This is a genomic window from Flavihumibacter petaseus NBRC 106054, from assembly GCF_000974785.1.
GTDB lineage: Bacteria > Bacteroidota > Bacteroidia > Chitinophagales > Chitinophagaceae > Flavihumibacter > Flavihumibacter petaseus.
The window spans coordinates 1,730,864-1,747,059 of record NZ_BBWV01000001.1; the positions used below are offsets into that span (position 1 = coordinate 1,730,864).

Consider the following 16,196-nt stretch of genomic DNA (forward strand, 5'->3'; position numbering starts at 1 on the left):
GATGCGTTGATCAGGAGACCTTCACCTTCGCCTTGAATTTGGAAACGGCGGCCCTGGCATGCTCGGTCACAATCAGGCGGCCGCTGATGGCGGCGCGTTCTGAAAGCAGCTGGTCCCAATGCTCTGTGCCTTTCCAGAATATTTTTTTTAACTCCCCTGTGGCTTCAGGAGAAGATGCGGCGAGAGTGTTGGTCAGCCGAAGCACCGATTCATCCATACTGTCCACATTCGGATGCAGTTCAGCAAACAGGCCTTTTCGTCTTGCCCAATCGCCATTGCGCCATAATGCAGAATCTATGGCCAGTTGTGTGAAAGCAGATAAGCCGATCTTTCTTTCGACTGCCGGACCAACCACAAAGGGCCCGATGCCTATGGCCAGCTCACTTAATCTTATCTCAGCAGATTCCACTGCGATGGCATAGTCTACCGCCGCTGCCAATCCCACACCACCGCCGACACATTTACCGTGAATACGGCCAACGATCAGTTTCGGCACTTTCCGCATGATATTGATCAGTTGTGCAAAGCCGTTGAAGAAAGTTGTTCCTTCTTCAACCGATTTGATATTGCTCAACTCTTCGAAGGATGCACCTGCGCAAAAATTGGTGTCACCACCGGAGCGGAGCAGGATTACGCGAACTTCATTGTTGTTACCATGGGAATGGATCTCTTTGGCGAGTTCCCGCAATAAACTGCCCGGAAGTGAATTGCCCTGCGGATGAAAAAACTCTACTGTGGCAATGCCTTTATGGATCTCTGATTTTACATATCCGCCTTTAGATTCATGAATCATATCATAATATTTAGGGGGACTATAAAGATAACCAACCCCCGGTTATTCATTCGTTAATAGCTTTTTCTGAACCATCGTCAGGATGGTGGCAATGGCGAAGGGTTCCTTATTGTTGTCCAGCACCTCCACCAGCCATTTAACGATGCCCCGGGGCAAATCAGTATCTGACCGCTGGTCCTGGGCAATTTTTTCTTTGCAGGTAAACCGGACCTGGATGGTTGTACCGGCATACACCGGTTGGAGAAAACGGAGTTCGTCAAGGCCATAGTTCAGCATCACCGGTCCTTTCGCACTGCTGTCCACAAACAAGCCGGCTGCAGCACTGAGAATAAGGTAGCCATGTGCCACCGGCTTTTCAAATAATGTGCCTTCCAGGGCGGTATGATCGGTATGGGCGTAAAAATGATCCCAGCTGAGGTTGGCGAACTGAACGATATCTGCTTCTGTGATGGTTCGTTTTCCGGTAAGGATCTGATGCCCGATTTCCAGTTCCTCAAAGTATTTGCGGAAGGGGTGAACGGGATCCTGAACGCCTTCGGCATTGGGCTGATACACCTGGGTGATCGCTGTGATCATTTCCGGGGAGCCCTGAACCGCGAGTCGCTGCATATAGTGTCTTACTCCACGGATGCCACCCATTTCTTCTCCGCCACCTGCCCGGCCGGGACCGCCATGTACCAGCAGGGGGAGTGGTGAGCCATGACCGGTGGATTCCTTTGCACTTTTGCGGTCGAGCACCAGGATGCGGCCATGCCAGGGACCGGCACCCACTACAAAATCGCGCGCTTCAGCCGGGGAACTGGTAACGATGGTGCTGCAAAGCGAACCTTTTCCCATGGCTGCCAGTGTTACTGCATCTTCGGGGCCGTCGTAAGGCATCAGGGTACTAACGGGGCCGAATGCTTCAATTTCATGCGATCCAAACTGCTGATGTGGTTGTTCATTCAGTAATAAAAGCGGGCTCAGAAAAGCACCTTTTTCAGGATCTGCGTCCAGAACCGAAACCGAATCAAGCGATCCATAAATGATGCGGGAAGCTGCCAGCAGCTTACTCACCTGTTCCCTGACCTCGCGGCGCTGGTCCTGCCCGGCAAGTGCGCCCATCCGTACTTTTTCATTGGCAGGATTGCCAATGATGGTTTGTCCAAGGGCGGCGGACAGGTCGGCCTGCGCTTTTTCCAGTTTGCCTGCAGGGACCAGGATGCGCCGGATCGCCGTACATTTCTGTCCGGCTTTGACGGTCATTTCCCTTTTTACCTCGCGGATAAAAATGTCCCATTCCGGGTCTCCCGGCTCCACCGTATTACCGAGTACGATGGCATTAAGGGAATCGGCCTCCATATTAAAAGGAACACTGTTATTGATGATGGACGGGTGCGTTTTTAGTTTTTTTCCGGTGGTGGCGGAACCAGTGAATGTTATGACATCCTGGGGTCCGGCGTGATCGAGCAAGTTTCCGGCGCTGCCGCATACCAGCTGAAATGCGCCGTGTGGCAGGATACCGCTTTCGGTGATTTTACGGGCAACCACTTCTGTCAGGTAGGAGGTTACTGTGGCTGGCTTAACGATGGCCGGCATTCCTGCGAGCCAGTTAACGGCGACTTTTTCCAGCATTCCCCAGACCGGGAAATTGAAGGCATTGATATGGATAGCGACACCTTCTTTCGGTACGAGGAGGTGGGTTCCCATAAAACTGTTCTGTTTGCTGAGGTTGTGGGAATCGCCATCAATACAATAGGGGGTGTCAGGAAATTTGCGGCGCAGGGAGGCATAGGAAAAGAGGTTGCCGATGCCGCCTTCCAGGTCGATCCAGCTGTCTCCCCGGGTAGCCCCTGTCATCAGACTGACCTCATAAAATTCAGGAAGAAATTGTTGAAGATGGAGTGCCAGCGCCCGTAGCATCCGGCCTCTTTCATGGAAAGTGAGGCGGCGCAGGGCCGGATTTCCGGTCTCGCGGGCAAAGCGGACGATCGCCTCCCAGTCCAGTCCGGCTGTGGAAGCTGTAAATATAGGTGTGCCATTAACCGCATGATAGAGGGTTTGGCCATCACCGTCTCCCTTTACCCACCTACCGGTTACGTAATTCTCCAGTGATCTCATATGGTGCAACGTTTAAATGCAAATTAGCTGATCTTTGTCCGTATCAAAAGCATTCTATGAAGCGAATTTTCCTGGTAGCAGCGATCCTGTCCGGCCTCGCGGCCTGTAATAATGCCGCCGATGATGGTGCGGCAGAAAGAAAAGATGGTTATTCGGCTCAGCCGGCCAGTGTTGAAGACAGTCTGTTTCAGCAGGTGATGGATGGCCATGATGTTGCCATGGGAAAGATGGGAAAGGTCAAGGGCTATGAAGACCGGGTGGCCAAAGCGCTGGACAGCCTGGACAAGGTAAAAGGTACTGGCAATGATGCTGTAAAGGCTCAATACAAGGAGTTGCAGCAAGACCTGAAGCAGGCAGCTTCCGGAATGGATACCTGGATGGAGGAGTTCAATCCCGATTCATCGAAAGACAGCAAGGACGCCAGGTTGAAGTACCTTCAGTCGGAGGTTGACAAAGTAACCAAGGTGAAACAGGACATACTTTCCAGCCTTGAAAAGGCGGATTTACTTTTCCCTAAGAACTGATAATCAAAGAATCAGGCAGCTTTACGCTTGCTGATTTCGCCGCAGAGTGCATCGAAGATCTCGTCGACGGTGCCCTCTCCTTTCACGCCCACTACCTTGTCGAACTGGCGGTAATGATCGGCTACGGCTGATGTCTTCTTGTGGTATTCAGCGATCCGTGCGCGAATGATACTTTCGTCGCGGTCATCTGACCGGTCACTGGTTAGGCCACGGTTTAGTAAGCGTTTTACCAGTTCCTCTTCTGTAACCTCCAATGCGAGCACCACATTGATTGCTTCATTGCGTTGAGCGAGCAGGTTGTCCAGCGCTTCACTCTGGGCTTTTGTACGGGGGAAGCCGTCAAAAAGGAAACCTTTTGCTTCTGGATTGGCATCCAGGGCTGACCTGATCATGCCGATTACTACCTCATCCGGTACGAGTTGGCCCTGGTCCATCAGGGTTTTGGCTTCCAGTCCCAGTGCGGTGCCATTTTTGATCTCAGAACGGAGGATATCACCGGTGGAAAGGTGTTTCAGACCATAACGGGAAATCAGGCGTTCAGACTGTGTGCCTTTTCCACTCCCGGGAGGTCCAAATAGAATTAAATTAAACATGCTTGCTAAAACCTGTTTGAGGGCACAAAATTAAGGCTTGTGGCTTAAAAATGGTCGAAATTCCACGCTGGTTATTGGATTTTGTTCAAAATGCCCTCTGAAAACGTTTGCGTTCCCCCCTTCGCTAAAGCTTCGGGGGCGAGGCCCCTCTATCTCTGAAGCTATGGAGCGCGAGGCCCTTCTTTCGCTAAAGCTTCGGGGGGCGATGTACAGTGACGATTTCTAAACAGATAGGTTTGGCAGTGCTGGTCGTTGCGAGCGCAACTTCAAACATCAGACTTTAAACCCAACATCAAACCCCAAACTCCTGACCTCAAACCTTGTCTTGTCTCCAAACCTCCCGGCCTTACTTTTGTTATAAATCTATCAATGACCCTTTCCCGCATCATATTGTTCGTTTGCCTGGCAATGCTGCAACAATGCAGTTTCTCCCAACCGTCACCGAAAAAATCCACCAATATGGCTGATACTACCAAAAAGAACCCCTTGTACTCTCATGAAGCGACCGATAAGGTTACGCTCAGCGATGAAGAATGGAAGAAGGTGCTACCGGCAGATGTATATTATATAGCCCGGCAGAAAGGAACAGAAAGACCATGGACCAGTCCATTTGAAAATTCCAAAGAGATTGGTACCTACTATTGCAAGGCTTGCGGCAATGCTTTGTTTAAAAGCGACACCAAGTTTGAAAGCGGCTGCGGCTGGCCAAGTTTTTATGAGCCAGTTTCCAAAGGCAGTATCATTTATACGCCAGACAATAGCCATGGCATGCGGCGCACGGAAGTACAATGCGGCAGGTGTAAGGCGCATCTTGGCCATGTATTTGAAGATGGACCACCGCCAACCGGCCTGCGTTATTGTATCAACGGGGTGATCCTTGATTTTGAGAAGACCAAAGAGAAATAGTAAAGGAGATCTTTAAAAAAATAAGGGGCCACCGGCCCCTTATTTTTTGTCTGTTTTTATGGCAGGATTTATTTTACCTGGTCCATCTCGAGTTTCACAGTGATCTCCACTTCTTTGCTTACAACCAGGTTGCCGGATTCCGTAGCACGGTCCCATTTCAGGTTATAATCAAAACGATTGATCGTAGTGGTGGCCTTGAATCCGGCTTTTGTGCCCCGCTGGCCGGTAATTGAACCGCCGTACGTAACATCGAAAGTGACAGGTTTGGTAACATCACGGATGGTAAGATTGCCGTTCAGTTTGTATTTGTTGTTCCCCTGAGGTTGCATGGACGTGCTTTCAAATTTGATGGTGGGGTATTTTTCTGCATTGAAGAAATCGTCGCTTTTCAGGTGTTTGTCGCGGTTTTCGTTATCGGTATTGATGGAATTTACATCTACGGAGAAAGCGATCTTGGCATCAGAAAAGTCAGGCTTTGTGTTTTCAACGGTTCCGTCCCATACTTTAAAAGATCCTTCAGCCTCAGAAACGACCATATGTGTCACAGAGAAACGAACGGTGGAATGGGCTTTGTCCAGTTTCCATTTGGTTTGGGCAGAGAGGGTAAGCGAAGAGAAGAGGCTGGCGGCAGCCAGAACAAGGGTAAATGGTTTCATGTGCAGGTTTTATTTATTGGTCAAACACTAAGATAGGGAAATAAAAACAACAGTCTATCCCAATAGTATGTTATAGGTTTAAAGCATTCAGTTGTTGCTGGGTAAATGGTTTTTCCAGCACGTGTAGCCGGCTTTTATCCGTGTGGTCGGGTACCACGGGATGAAATGCACTGATGAGGTGAATGTTTAGGTCCGGGTACTTTTCCAGTAATTCGGGTGCTTTTTCCCAACCTAATCCATCGGGGAGGTTATTGTCCAGGAACAGGATATCCGGCTGCCAGCTGTTAAGCTGGATCAGGCCATCATTTAACGTATTGGCGACAGCTACCTGATATTTTTTACGGGTAAAGTAGATCTTTAAGAGCAGGCACAGATCCTCTTCATCGTCCACAATCAATATTTTCTTGAGCGGGCTCATACCGGTTGCTTAATAAATGTGTGCCACGCAACATCCTTCTTGTCAGAAACGCCTATTGCTTTTTTCGAGCAATATATTTCACACTGGGGATACTGGTTTAACGGCGAAAACTAAGATAAGGTTTCTTTGCCAGTGGCATGAAGTTTTAATAGTCCACCACAAATAAACTACTAAAACTTCTTACCATGAACACTACCTCAAAAGTTGTATTGGGAATACTGGGTGCCGCTGCGGCGGGCGCTGTAATCGGGATGCTTTGCGCTCCGGAAAAAGGAACTGATCTGCGGAACAAAATCGCCAGCGGGGCGAAAGACTGGGCCGGGGAATTTGCGGACTGGCTGCATGCGAAAGGCAAAGATCTTAAAGACATGAAAAGTTCGCTCGTGACTAAAGCCGAGGACCTCGCTTCTGAAGCAGGTAATGAATGGAAAGGCTCCAGAAAATCAATGAGCTGATCTGCATAGCACTCCGCACTGTTGGCACAACAGTGCGGAATTTAATTTTAAGCCAACGCAATGGAAAATACGATCAAACAGACCATTGAAGGCCTGGTCGACCATGCAGGAGACATTGCCGATACCTATTATCAGCTATCAGTTGTAAAGGCTACGGAAACGGCCGGGAAAACAGCTGCTGCCAGCATGATGGTGGTATTGGTGATGAGTTTTGCGATCGTGATACTGGCTTTTGTGGGTCTGGGATTCGCCTGGTGGATCGGTGAAACACTGCAGAACATGAAAGCAGGCTTTTTTATTGTAGCCGGTTGTTATGCCCTGGTGTTGGTGCTGGTTTTGCTTTTCCGCAGAAATGCCATTATCCCGATGGTAAAAAATGCCGTAGTCCGGTCAGTTTATGAAAAATGAGATTACGAATATCCAGGAACTCCAGGTGGAGAAGGAGCGGCTTACACGGTTGCTGGAAGTGCAGAAAGCTGCGATCAGGGAAGACTTTGAATTGCTACGCCATCAGCTTGAACCGGCAGGAAAGCTCATCAATACGGTGGGTAATATTACCGGCAACGGCGTAGCCAGGCCTTTATTAAAAATGGGGCTGGGAGCAGGACTGGACTGGTTGCTGGGGAGAACCCTTTTCAAGAAAGCTGGCCTCGTAACCGGTGTTGCCATTCCTTTCCTCCTAAGGAATGCGACAAATGGAACAATTACCAATAAGATCAGAAATGTGTTTTCTACCGTGGGAAGGTTCTTTTCGGGTAAAAAGAAAACAGGAGCCGCATTATAATTTCTGGCTTAACCGGGAATTCTGGCAATATTGAGCCAGTACGAGTGGATAGAATCAATTGTTTGCAGCAAGGCTTCAAATCCCACCGGCTTAACAATATAGGTATTTGCACCAAGCTCGTAGCACCGGCTGATCTCATGTTCATTTTTGGTAGTCGTAAAAATGATTACCGGTATCTTCCTGAACCGGTGATTTTCCTTCAATTCTTTCAATACTTCCCTGCCATCTTTTTTGGGCATGTTGAGGTCAAGCAGGATGAAGCCAGGCATCATGTTATGACCATTGGCATTGGCTTCCACATTGTGCAGAAACTCCATTAGTTCCACACCGTTCTCAACAAAAGCCAGCTGTTCGGTATAACCCTTTTCTGCAAAAGCAGTTTCCATAAGGAACCGGTCATCAGCATCGTCTTCCGCAACTAGGATATAAACCTGGTTCATGAAATAAAATTAAGGCAAAGGAGTGGGCATGTGCCACTCCTTTTAGCCTCTTCTGAAATTCCCCGCAATGAGGGAAACCAGAAACAAAACGATGAAAATATAGAACAGAATTTTTGCGATACCTGCCGCACCAGCAGCAATACCGCCGAATCCGAAGAGTGCCGCTATAAGCGCCACTACAAGGAAGATTAATGTCCAGCGTAACATACTGATTGATTTAAAGATTGTTAATGAATCGATATTATGGGTTTAAAAAAGAACCATGCCAGCAATACTGGTGTTGTGGTGGTACGGTTTTTCCTGAACCATTATTAAACAAAATCAACTAGCCAGTCATGGAAAACACAATTCATGTCAAATTGGAATGCAGCATCCAGGACCCGCGGGCAATCAGCTCGCTGATGGAACTAATGCTGGAGAAGTTAAAGGTGATTCAGTCTATCAGTGGATCTGTGCAGCGGATGGAATTAAAGCTGTTCGATGAATCGGGATCGGAAAAAATTGCGCTTTTCAGGCTGATCAGCGACCAGATCAACATGGTGGAGTATGCGCGCTCGAAAAGATGGGACGATGCAGTGCTGAATGCGATCGAGAAGATCCGGGAGCGTTGTATCCAGGTGAACCCGTGGGCAAGTATTGCCTGACTTTCTAATATCGGAATACAGCCGGCAAGCAATTGCCGGCTTTTTTGTACCCAATCCCCGAACAGGGTATTTATTTCCACAACTTTTTCGTCAATTTTGTGCTTGCAGCAGGCGTTGGGGAAATAGCCAATTCAAAACATATTGATAACAAATGAATTATATATTCATTTAACATTTCGGGTTTCGAAAAGGTACTTTGGCGTTTTACTTGTCCTCTATGGGTTGAATCGTCATTCTGTTGAACGCACAACATTAGTTTATGATCAGCCAACACCAACAACAACAGCAGACACTAAAAATTCTTCCCCAGCAGATCCAGTTGCTGAACCTGTTCCAATTGAACAGTCTGGAGCTGCAGATGCACCTGCGCCAGGAAATGGATCAGAATCCCTATCTGGAAGAAACAACTGATATGAACGACCGGGTGACAGATCAGTATGATCACCAGGGAGAGCATGATTATAAGGATTGGGAAGAATACGGGTATAATGATTTGCCCGACTATAAACGGGAATATGCCAACTATTTTGGCGAAAACAACCTTCCTGACCGGCCAATCGTTTCGGTTATTGATTTTCGTGACGAAGCAAAAAAACAACTTTGCCTGCGTGATCTGGATGACCGGACCATCGCGATTGCCAATTACCTGATCGATTCACTGGAGGACTCTGGTCTCCTTTCAAAGGATCTTGAAGCAATCGCCGATGACTTTTCCTTCGGAAGTTTTATGACTACCCCGGAAGAAGTGGGTTTTGCACTGGGTCATATTCAGTCGCTTGATCCGGCTGGTTTCGGTGCCAGGGATATCAGGGAATGCTGGTTGCTGCAGCTTGCGCGCATGAATCCGAAAAGACCTGATGTCAAGAAATCTATAGCCCTGTTGCGCGACCATTACGATGACTTCAAGGCCCGGCGCTTTGACCGCATTATGCAGGAGCTCGACCTGGAGGAAGAAGAATTCCGGATGATCGTTCAATTTCTGAGCAAGCTGCCCATGCGGCCGATCAGTGAACAACTATCCTCCATTTCTCCGAAAGACAATATCGTTCCCGATATCCAGATCAGCCTGGATAACGATATTTTCAATATCACCGTATGCGGCATCAGTTCAGAAAACTTCAGGGTCAGCGACTCCCTGCAGGAAACGATGAAAGCCACAAAAGATAAAGGTGCACTGCAATTTCTGCGCAGTAAATTACAATCCGCCAACTGGTTGCTCTATGCGCTTCGGCAAAGGAATGAAAGCATGATGAAAATCACCAAGGCAATTGTCCAGTTTCAGAAGGAATTTTTCATCGATGGCGATATCAACAAGCTGAACCCGATGATCCTGAAAAATATAGCCGACCAGGTGGGACTGGATATCTCAACTGTATCCCGTCTGACCAGTAACAAATATGCAGACACACATTTTGGCACGATACATTTAAAAGATCTTTTCACGGAAGGCATTATCAATAAGGCAGGAGAAGTGATCAGCAATAAGGTTATTCAACACGCACTGGAAGAAGTAATTGAGCAGGAAGACAAAAAGAATCCGTACACTGACCAGCAGCTGGTGACCATCCTGATGAATAAGGGATACAAGGTTGCCCGGCGGACAGTTGCCAAATACCGCGACCTGCTGCAGATACCGGTGGCCCAGGTTAGGGCAATGTGGGCTTAACAACCAGCGCGAAACCATATGAAAAAATAAACAGGAATACATGCAGAAAATACTCGTTATTGACGACGACCGGGACATGTGTATGTTACTCAACCGCTTTCTGACACGACAGCAGTTTGAAGTGATTGAAATGTACAACGGAAAGAAGGCGCTTGAGTGGTTATCAGTGAATAAACCGGACCTTGTATTATGTGATTTTCGCCTGGAAGATATTGACGGAAAACAGATCCTCACCCGTACAAGAGAATTGCATCCGCAGGTTCCTTTCATCATCATTACCGGCTACAGCGATGTTAAACTCGCTGTGGAGGTATTGAAGCTCGGCGCGTATGATTATGTGACCAAACCGGTTTTTCCAGACGAGATCCTGATCACGATCAGGAAGGCGCTGGTGGCGCCGGTGTCATCAATCGCCCCGGTGGCGGTTTCGTCTGAAAAGACAGTAAACGGCAACCGCAAGCCGGCTGTTTCGGGCCCGATCGAGAAATACATCTGGGGTAACACGCCCGAAATGAAAAATATTCTAAAGCAGATTGAACTGGTCAGTCCGACCAATTATTCTGTGATCATTTACGGGGAAAGCGGAAGCGGAAAGGAGGCGATCGCCAGTAAGATCCATGAATTGAGCAAACGCAGGGAAAAGCCCTTTATCGCCATTGATTGCGGGGCTATGTCCAAGGATCTTGCTGGCAGTGAATTGTTCGGTCACGAAAAAGGTTCATTTACCGGAGCGCTTAACCAGAAAACCGGTAGCCTGGAACTTGCCGACGGCGGCACCGTTTTCCTGGATGAAATTGCCAATCTTCCCTATGATGTGCAGGTTTCCCTACTCCGGGTGGTACAGGAAAGGAAAATCAGGCGCGTCGGGGGCAATAAGGATATCGAACTTGACCTCCGGATCATTGTAGCAAGCAATGAGAAACTATGGGATGCAGCCAGAAACGGTAAGTTCAGGGAAGACCTTTACCACCGTTTTAATGAATTCTCCATCAACCTTCCCCCACTCCGGGAAAGGCATGAAGATATCCTGCTGTATGCGCGGCATTTCCTGGCCATCACCAACCAGGAATTGGGAAAGGATATCCGCGACTTCAGCCGTGAAGTACAACAGGTTTTCCTGGCTTATCCCTGGTACGGAAACCTGCGGGAACTGCGTAATGTCGTCAAACGGGCGGCTTTGCTTACCGATGCCGGACAAGTGGAGATTCAGGCGCTTCCTTTTGAAATCATCTACCACGATAAGCTCAATTACGAAAAACCCTCTACCAGTGACCTGCCGAATTATGTTCCTGCTCCGGAACCGGCACCCCCTGTTACACCGAAGTCGGTGGTGAATGAACAATCACTCAAATCGGCCAGCATCGATGCAGAGTATGAGATGATTGTAAAAGCATTAAGGCAATCCAATTTCAATAAAACAAAAGCAGCCAAATTATTGAATATAGATCGAAAGACGTTGTACAATAAGATGAAGCAGTATCAGCAATTCAACAATCTCTGATGGATAATGGCAAAGACGGTAACCCGCTCCAGCAGCTAAGGTCACTCCTGGCTTCAGGCGAAAGCAATGAAGACCTGCTGTTGCAGTTCACTGATCTTTTCCCCGCCCTCATTTATGTTTATGATGCGGAGAAAAAAAAACTCCGTTATATCAACAAAAGGATCACTGATCTTTTGGGGTATGAGTGGGAAGATGTTAGTAAATGGAACAACGACCTCAGCGAACTGGTCTTCTCGGAAGACAGGCCGCTTGTGGAAGCAGAGCTGAAAAAATACTATGGCCTGGAAGGACATTCCAGCCATTCCTACAACTGCCGCCTGCTGCATAAGGGTGGCGATTTCCGTTATTTCAAGACGGTGGGCACCGTATTGCGCAGAACAGAAGGGGGTAGTGCTGAATCCATGCTTTTCCTGGCCCAGGATATCACTGAGCAGGTAAAGGGCGAACAGGAAAAACTTGCCGCCTATGCGCTCATGGATGAAACGGAGAAAATGCTGCGCATGGGCATGTGGAATCTCGACCTGAATTCCGACAAGATGGAATGGTCAGACGGCATGTATGACCTGATGGGATATACAAGGGAAGAAATGCCTGTCGTAACACATTCCTTCTATCTTGGTCATCTCCTGGAAAACGAAAGGGAACTGGTGAAAGAAAAGCTGGAAGAATCCTTTGAAACAGGCAATGAGTTACGGGCAGACTATTCGATCTTACGCAAGGACGGATCCCGGCTGTTTGTGAATTCCCTGGGAAAACCGGTCAGGGATGAGTCCGGGAAGGTGATCAGTGTGAATGGCATCAACCGCGATATTTCCTCGCAATACCTTCAGAACCTTGAATACAAGGCCAACAAAGACATGCTGAAACAGACGGAGCAGATGCTGCGTTATGGTGTTTTTATCTGGGACCTTCAGGCCGATATTGCCCAGTGGACGGAAGGGCTCTTTAATATTTTTGAAATGGAAGGCGTTACGAGGCAGGCCATTATCAACACTTCCTGGTATCAATCGCACGTGCTGGAAGAAGACCTGCCCCGTTTCCGGGAAGCACTGGACAAAGCTATGACCGATCACGGTACCTGGGAATGTGACTACAGCATTATTACCGCTAAAGGCAATCTGAAATCCGTTCATTCCATTGGCAATATCATCAAGACCAGCCATGGGGAGCCGGTGAGAATGGTGGGTATCACCAGGGATATTACTTCTTTTAAAAAGACAGAAAACGAACTGAACAGGAACCTTCGTGAACTGAACCGGTCCAATATGGAACTGGAGGAATTCGCCTACGCTGCAAGCCACGATATGCAGGAACCGCTCAGGAAGATCACTACATTCGGTTCCCGGCTCAAAAACAAATACAGCAGCCTGCTGAATGAGGAGGGCCGTATGTATATCGATCGTATGCAGATCGCGTCAGAGAACATGCGAACCCTGATAGACAATCTCCTGGAATTATCCAGGGTGAGCCGTACTATCCAGATCTTCATGCCTGTGCAATTAGACAAGATTGTACAGGATTCTCTATCTGATATGGAGATCACCATCGATGAAACAAAAGCCGAAATCATTATCCATCCACTACCGGCAATAGAAGGCATTCCCAGCCAATTGCGCCAGATGTTCACCAACCTGATCAGCAATGCGCTTAAATTCAGGAAGCCTGAAATAAGGCCATTCATTGAAATTTCGTCAATGCGCCTTGGTAAAAAGGCAAAAGAGGAACATTATTTGCTGCCGGATAGGAATTATATCCAGATCGATATCGCTGACAACGGCATTGGATTTGATCAGGAATATGAGAACAGGATCTTCCAGATCTTCCAGCGGTTGCACGGGAAATCAGAATACGCGGGTTCAGGCATTGGCCTGGCTATCTGCAAAAGGATCGCTGAAAGACACCAGGGACTGATCAGCGCAAAGGGCGAAGAAGGAAAAGGAGCAATATTCAGCATTATTTTACCGGAAAATCAATAGGCAGGCAATGTCGCCATTTATGCAAAAGACTACCCGAATCCTGATAGTCGATGACGATGAAGACGATTTTTTCATTACCAGCGATTACATCAAGGAGATAGAAGAAGGCAAATTCCTGATCCAGTGGGCGCAGCAGTACAATGCTGCCCTGCAACTGATGCGGGAACATGCTTTTGATATCTACTTTGTCGATTTCAGGTTGGGTGCTAAAACAGGGATTGACCTTCTTAAGGAAGCAATCGCTTCGAAATGTGAAGAGCCGATCATTCTGCTGACTGGAAAAGGCAACAGGGAAGTTGACCGCCTCGCTATGAAAATAGGGGCATTTGACTACCTCGTCAAGTCAGAGTTGAATACGGAAAAGCTCGAACGTACCATCCGTTATGCACTGGAACGGTCCTCCTATATCAATGCGATCCGGCGCAATGAAAGAAAATTCCGCAACATCTTTGAGCAATCCATGGATGCGGTATTTATTGCCGATATGCACCTGAACTTCCGGGAAATGAATCCCGCTGCGGGAGATTTACTAGAAGCAGGAGACCCGTCGGAATTGCTCGGTAAGAAACTGCCCGACCTGCTCGCTGACTCACAGGAAGCCTACCGGATCCTGACGTCACTGCAGTCTGGTCAGGATATCAATGACCGCGAGCTGGAAGTACTCACCAGCGGGGGTAACCGAAAATCCTGTATCCTTTCTGCATCAGTGGAATCTGACCTGGAAGGCCAACACTATATACAGGGAATTTTACATGATATTACTAACTTAAAGAAAACAGAGTGGCTCACCCTGCAGGCGGAAAAACTTGCTGCTACGGGACGGCTCGTCAGAACACTTGCACACGAAGTCCGCAATCCCCTCAATAATATCACGCTCTCTGCGGAACAGCTGCAACTGGAGTATACCGATGAAAGCAACCAGCTTTACCTGGATGTGATCCGGCGGAACAGTCTCCGGATCAGCAGGATCATTACCGAATTGCTCAACAGTTCGCGGCAGACTGAATTTGAACTGCACGTAGCCGCCATCCAGGAATTGCTCGATCTCGTGCTTACCGAAGCTGCCGACACCATGTCGCTGCAGCAGGTGAAACTGGACACGCAGATTCCGGAGGGCGAACTGATGGTTCTTATGGACAAAGAGAAGCTGCGCATAGCATTTATGAATATCATTGTGAATGCCATTGAGGCCATGCAGCCCGGCGGCGGTGAATTGATCATCCGCCTTTCTGAGAAGAACGGATTCGCTGTAACAGAGATCAATGATAACGGTACCGGAATCCCGGCGGAAAACATGGGCAGGTTATTTGAACCCTATTATACTTCCAAAAGAAACGGCATGGGGCTGGGGCTGGCATCTACCCTGAATATCGTGCAGTCGCATAAGGGATTTATTGATGTGCACAGCACAGAGGGGCGGGGGACTTCTTTTATTGTGAACCTGCCGCTTTTCCAGAACAATACCGACCACTAAGTTTTTTCTACCAGAGCCTTGAAAAAGAGAGAGGGCCCCGTATAGGGACCCTCTTTTCTCAAAACACCTCTAAAAACCAACGCCAACGAAAACACTTATGTTGCTGTTTTTCACGCCGTTGAATGATTCCCCGACTACGGAGCCTGATTTGCCCAATTCTGTCAGACCGACGTTGTAGCGTGCGCCAAGAGTTATATGCTGGATATCTACACCAATTCCAGCAGCCACACCAAAGTCAAAGCGGTTGAAGTTGTCTGAATTCAATTCAGCCACTTCGTTATTGCTACCATCTGACTTGGCGTCATTCACCCTTGCTGCTGCCAAGTAGCCTACGTATGGGCCGGCCTGGATGTTCAGGTTGGGCAGGATATTGATCACACCCATCACCGGCAGTTCCAGGTAGTGCAGGTTCAGGCGGTATTCCCCTTCGCCCATCAGCAGGTTGTTGTAACTGCGGCGGCTTCCTTTGTTGCTGTACAGCAGCTCCGGTTGAATACTAAAACCTCTTCCTACCGGCAGTTTTGCAAAGAAGCCGGCATTCAGACCCATTTTCATGTTGTTGTCATTCAGGTCGTCATGGTAGAAATTGCTGCCGTTGAGGCCCACCTTAACGCCGAATTTAGGTTGAATACTGCTTTCTTCTACTGTCTTCTGTTCCTGTGCGGATACGCCTGTTGCGCCTGCAAGAATTGCTGTAATCAACAGCATTCCTGCCATTTTCATGGTTCTTGTTTTCATGTAGTACTGATTAATGATTATAAGTTACAGTTTTACCTTTCCTGCCTCTCCTTCGGCATATTTTTCTCCTTTAACGATCGCTTTGAACATCCCGGCAAAAACCACCATCCTGTTTGCACTGCTGTTCCAGTAATAGGCATCCTGTGTGATTACCTGCAGCATGCACAGTTTCGGATCATCGAGTCCTGCAGGGAACCAGGCCTTCATCATCGGATTCCAGTGGGTTTTCATGACGGACTTGTCTACAATGATCTTGCAAGTGCCGTGTATGTCGAGGTAGGTGTTTTTTCCCGGATGGGAATAGATCAGATTGACCACATTGTCACGTGATACATCGTGGATTTTTTCTGAAAATTCGTTGGTAAAAAACCAGATATTGTTGTTCTCATCCACATGGATAGTGGCCATGGGGCGGCTGGTGACTTTACCGGCTTCATCAACTGTGGTGAACATGCAGATCCCCACATCTTTGATCATAGCTGCAATGCTGGTGTTCGTGTTGGTTTCCATAAAAAAGAGTTTTCGTCA

Annotated in this window: 19 protein-coding genes; 10 read left to right on the plus strand and 9 right to left on the minus strand. The window is 48.0% G+C overall.

Features of this window, described 5'->3' with window-relative positions; genetic code table 11:
• Positions 1 to 10 precede the first annotated feature (10 nt).
• Both FPE01S_RS07270 and paaZ read right to left on the minus strand, forming a co-directional pair.
• Complete coding sequence (locus FPE01S_RS07270; RefSeq protein WP_046368106.1) at positions 11 to 793, minus strand: enoyl-CoA hydratase/isomerase family protein; 783 nt, start codon at positions 791 to 793, stop codon at positions 11 to 13.
• A 42-nt stretch (positions 794 to 835) separates the two neighbouring features.
• Complete coding sequence (gene paaZ, locus FPE01S_RS07275; protein ID WP_046368107.1) at positions 836 to 2,893, minus strand: phenylacetic acid degradation bifunctional protein PaaZ; 2,058 nt, start codon at positions 2,891 to 2,893, stop codon at positions 836 to 838.
• Positions 2,894 to 2,949: 56 nt separating this feature from the next.
• Here paaZ and FPE01S_RS07280 point away from each other — a divergent pair, with 56 nt between their 5' ends.
• Positions 2,950 to 3,417, plus strand: a complete 468-nt coding sequence (locus FPE01S_RS07280; protein WP_046368108.1) for a hypothetical protein — start codon at positions 2,950 to 2,952, stop codon at positions 3,415 to 3,417.
• Between the two features lie 11 nt (positions 3,418 to 3,428).
• Here FPE01S_RS07280 and FPE01S_RS07285 read toward each other — a convergent pair whose 3' ends face one another.
• Complete coding sequence (locus FPE01S_RS07285) at positions 3,429 to 4,010, minus strand: adenylate kinase (protein WP_046368109.1); 582 nt, start codon at positions 4,008 to 4,010, stop codon at positions 3,429 to 3,431.
• 369 nt (positions 4,011 to 4,379) lie between these two features.
• Here FPE01S_RS07285 and msrB point away from each other — a divergent pair, with 369 nt between their 5' ends.
• Entirely contained in the window at positions 4,380 to 4,916 is a 537-nt protein-coding gene (gene msrB / locus FPE01S_RS07290) for a peptide-methionine (R)-S-oxide reductase MsrB (protein ID WP_046368110.1), read from the plus strand.
• Between the two features lie 68 nt (positions 4,917 to 4,984).
• Here the strand turns inward: msrB and FPE01S_RS07295 are convergent, their stop codons facing one another.
• Together FPE01S_RS07295 and FPE01S_RS07300 are read right to left on the minus strand one after the other, a co-directional pair.
• Complete coding sequence (locus FPE01S_RS07295) at positions 4,985 to 5,572, minus strand: YceI family protein (protein WP_046368111.1); 588 nt, start codon at positions 5,570 to 5,572, stop codon at positions 4,985 to 4,987.
• Between the two features lie 70 nt (positions 5,573 to 5,642).
• Positions 5,643 to 5,990: a response regulator gene (locus FPE01S_RS07300; protein ID WP_052955574.1), complete on the minus strand. Its 348-nt coding sequence runs from the start codon at positions 5,988 to 5,990 to the stop codon at positions 5,643 to 5,645.
• A 185-nt stretch (positions 5,991 to 6,175) separates the two neighbouring features.
• Between FPE01S_RS07300 and FPE01S_RS07305 the strand changes: the two genes are divergently transcribed.
• From FPE01S_RS07305 to FPE01S_RS07315, 3 genes are read left to right on the plus strand one after another with little or no spacing between them, the layout of a single operon-like run.
• The gene (locus FPE01S_RS07305; protein ID WP_046368112.1) at positions 6,176 to 6,445 is read left to right on the plus strand and encodes a YtxH domain-containing protein; all 270 of its coding nucleotides are present in this window, start codon (positions 6,176 to 6,178) and stop codon (positions 6,443 to 6,445) included.
• Positions 6,446 to 6,505: 60 nt separating this feature from the next.
• Positions 6,506 to 6,853, plus strand: coding sequence for a hypothetical protein (locus FPE01S_RS07310; RefSeq protein WP_046368113.1), 348 nt, complete (start codon positions 6,506 to 6,508; stop codon positions 6,851 to 6,853).
• Positions 6,843 to 7,229 (plus strand): hypothetical protein, encoded by a 387-nt coding sequence (locus FPE01S_RS07315; protein ID WP_046368114.1) that lies wholly within the window; start codon positions 6,843 to 6,845, stop codon positions 7,227 to 7,229. The genes FPE01S_RS07310 and FPE01S_RS07315 overlap by 11 nt, the downstream gene beginning before the upstream one ends.
• 8 nt (positions 7,230 to 7,237) lie before the next feature.
• Here the strand turns inward: FPE01S_RS07315 and FPE01S_RS07320 are convergent, their stop codons facing one another.
• Together FPE01S_RS07320 and FPE01S_RS25390 are read right to left on the minus strand one after the other, a co-directional pair.
• Positions 7,238 to 7,669 (minus strand): response regulator, encoded by a 432-nt coding sequence (locus tag FPE01S_RS07320; protein WP_046368115.1) that lies wholly within the window; start codon positions 7,667 to 7,669, stop codon positions 7,238 to 7,240.
• A 42-nt stretch (positions 7,670 to 7,711) separates the two neighbouring features.
• Complete coding sequence (locus FPE01S_RS25390; protein ID WP_046368116.1) at positions 7,712 to 7,876, minus strand: DUF1328 domain-containing protein; 165 nt, start codon at positions 7,874 to 7,876, stop codon at positions 7,712 to 7,714.
• Positions 7,877 to 8,004: 128 nt separating this feature from the next.
• Between FPE01S_RS25390 and FPE01S_RS07330 the strand changes: the two genes are divergently transcribed.
• The 5 genes from FPE01S_RS07330 to FPE01S_RS07350 all read left to right on the plus strand — a co-directional run bounded on the left by FPE01S_RS07330 (position 8,005) and on the right by FPE01S_RS07350 (position 14,930).
• Positions 8,005 to 8,313, plus strand: a complete 309-nt coding sequence (locus tag FPE01S_RS07330; protein ID WP_046368117.1) for a hypothetical protein — start codon at positions 8,005 to 8,007, stop codon at positions 8,311 to 8,313.
• A 259-nt stretch (positions 8,314 to 8,572) separates the two neighbouring features.
• Positions 8,573 to 9,979 carry an RNA polymerase factor sigma-54 gene (gene rpoN, locus FPE01S_RS07335; RefSeq protein WP_046368118.1) on the plus strand — a complete coding sequence of 469 codons (1,407 nt, stop codon included), beginning with the start codon at positions 8,573 to 8,575 and terminating at the stop codon, positions 9,977 to 9,979.
• 40 nt (positions 9,980 to 10,019) lie between these two features.
• Positions 10,020 to 11,480 (plus strand): sigma-54-dependent transcriptional regulator, encoded by a 1,461-nt coding sequence (locus FPE01S_RS07340; protein WP_046368119.1) that lies wholly within the window; start codon positions 10,020 to 10,022, stop codon positions 11,478 to 11,480.
• A complete protein-coding gene (locus FPE01S_RS24695) occupies positions 11,480 to 13,456 on the plus strand; it encodes a PAS domain-containing sensor histidine kinase (RefSeq protein WP_052955575.1) in 1,977 nt (658 codons plus the stop codon). Before FPE01S_RS07340 ends, FPE01S_RS24695 begins: the two co-directional genes overlap by 1 nt.
• Before the next feature lie 19 nt (positions 13,457 to 13,475).
• Positions 13,476 to 14,930 carry a hybrid sensor histidine kinase/response regulator gene (locus tag FPE01S_RS07350; RefSeq protein ID WP_046368752.1) on the plus strand — a complete coding sequence of 485 codons (1,455 nt, stop codon included), beginning with the start codon at positions 13,476 to 13,478 and terminating at the stop codon, positions 14,928 to 14,930.
• Between the two features lie 69 nt (positions 14,931 to 14,999).
• Here FPE01S_RS07350 and FPE01S_RS07355 read toward each other — a convergent pair whose 3' ends face one another.
• Positions 15,000 to 15,668 carry a porin family protein gene (locus FPE01S_RS07355; RefSeq protein WP_052955576.1) on the minus strand — a complete coding sequence of 223 codons (669 nt, stop codon included), beginning with the start codon at positions 15,666 to 15,668 and terminating at the stop codon, positions 15,000 to 15,002.
• 24 nt (positions 15,669 to 15,692) lie between these two features.
• The gene (locus FPE01S_RS07360; RefSeq protein WP_046368120.1) at positions 15,693 to 16,178 is read right to left on the minus strand and encodes a pyridoxamine 5'-phosphate oxidase family protein; all 486 of its coding nucleotides are present in this window, start codon (positions 16,176 to 16,178) and stop codon (positions 15,693 to 15,695) included.
• Positions 16,179 to 16,196 lie beyond the last annotated feature (18 nt).